Annotated in this window: 1 protein-coding gene and 2 pseudogenes; 2 read left to right on the top strand and 1 reads right to left on the bottom strand. The window is 70.9% G+C overall.

Annotated features, from left to right (window positions below; translation table 11 throughout):
- Positions 1–534: pseudogene (locus ASG00_RS15240) on the top strand (hypothetical protein); the annotation flags it as partial.
- On the opposite strand, the gene ASG00_RS05005 reads toward ASG00_RS15240, so the two are convergent.
- Entirely contained in the window at positions 512–901 is a 390-nt protein-coding gene (locus ASG00_RS05005) for a phage holin family protein (protein WP_045247042.1), read from the bottom strand. The pseudogene ASG00_RS15240 and the gene ASG00_RS05005 sit on opposite strands and share 23 nt — an antisense overlap.
- A gap of 84 nt (positions 902–985) precedes the next feature.
- On the opposite strand from ASG00_RS05005, the pseudogene ASG00_RS17000 reads away from it, so the two are divergent.
- Positions 986–1294: pseudogene (locus tag ASG00_RS17000) on the top strand (aminotransferase); the annotation flags it as partial.

The following is a 1294-nucleotide window of genomic DNA, read 5'->3' as shown; positions in this document are numbered from 1 at the left end:
GCGCAGCGCGGCGACACAGTGCAGGTCACGGGTTACTCGCAGGGCGCGATGGTCGCCGCCCACCTCGCGGCATCCGGGGAGTACGACGTGCCCGTGCTCGCGACGTTCGGGTCCCCCGTCGCCGTCGACGTCGATCCGGCCACCCTCGTCGTCGATGTGCGGCACGACGACGACCCGATCGCCGCCCTCGCCGCTCCGCCGAGCGCGGCCGCTCTCGGCGCGGACGGTGGCGTCACGATCGGTCGGGTCGTCGACCCCGCCACCGGCCCGCACGACGTCACGATGCCGGCCCACGACGGCGGCGCGTATCTCGAGACGGCACGGCGGGCGGATGCCTCGGGTGATCCGCGGCTCGCCGCCCTCGAGCAGCGGCTCGCCGTCTACGACGCGGCTGTCAGCGTCGAGACCTTCGCCTACTCGGCCGAGGCGGTACCCACACCCGCGCCGACGCCCACGCCGGGTCTCGACCCGTCGCTCCAGAGGCCGCTGGGCAGCCGAACGGGCGGGGACGTCAGCGGCGGCGGGGCCGGATGATGATGCCGGCGATCCAGTTGATGAGCGAGATCACGATCGCCGCCACCACTCCCCACCAGAAGCCGTCGATGCGAAGGCCCCAGTTCCACAGCCCCGTGATCCACGCGGTGAGCCACAGCAGGAAGCCGTTCACGATGAGCGAGAAGAGGCCGAGCGTGAGCACGTAGAGGGGGAAGGTCAGGATCTTCACGATCGTGCCGACGATCGAGTTCACGATCGCGAAGATCGCCGCGACCGCCAGCAGTGTGATCACCAGCTGCAGCGTCTCGCCGGGTGCGAACGGGATCACGACGACACCCAACACGGGAATCAGGGTCACGACCCAGATGGCGAAGGCGTTCACGACGGCGCGGATGAGGAATCCCATGCGCGCAGTCTCCCACGCGGCATCCTCGGGCCGGAAGCGCTCCGGACGCGGATGCCGCGGTGCGCCCGCTCCTAGACTCGGCACGTGACCGATTCGCTCCCGATCCGCGCCCGCGCCGACATCGCGGCGCTCCCCCCGTACCGCCAGGGACGCCAGGCCGGCGCCGATGCGTTCAAGCTCTCGAGCAACGAGAATCCGTTCGAGCCGCTGCCGAGCGTCGTCGCCGCACTGCAGGGTGCCACGGGAGTGAACCGCTACCCGGATGCCTCGGCCGCCCTCCTGCGCGCACGTCTCGCCGAGCGTTTCGGGGTCACCGCCGAGGAGGTGCACATCGCTGCCGGCAGTGTGTCGATCCTGCTGCAGCTGGTGCTAGCGACATCCGGTCCCGGCGAC

The sequence above is a fragment of the Microbacterium sp. Leaf351 genome, assembly GCF_001423825.1.
Lineage (GTDB): Bacteria > Actinomycetota > Actinomycetes > Actinomycetales > Microbacteriaceae > Microbacterium > Microbacterium ginsengisoli.
The sequence above is the reverse complement of the archived record's forward strand: the minus strand, read 5'-3'. Positions and strand labels throughout refer to the sequence as shown.

Coding starts and splice junctions, on each gene's coding strand:
- ASG00_RS05005 (WP_045247042.1), bottom strand. CDS start 901: ATGGGATTCCTCATCCGCGCCGTCGTGAACGCCTTCGCCATCTGGGTC.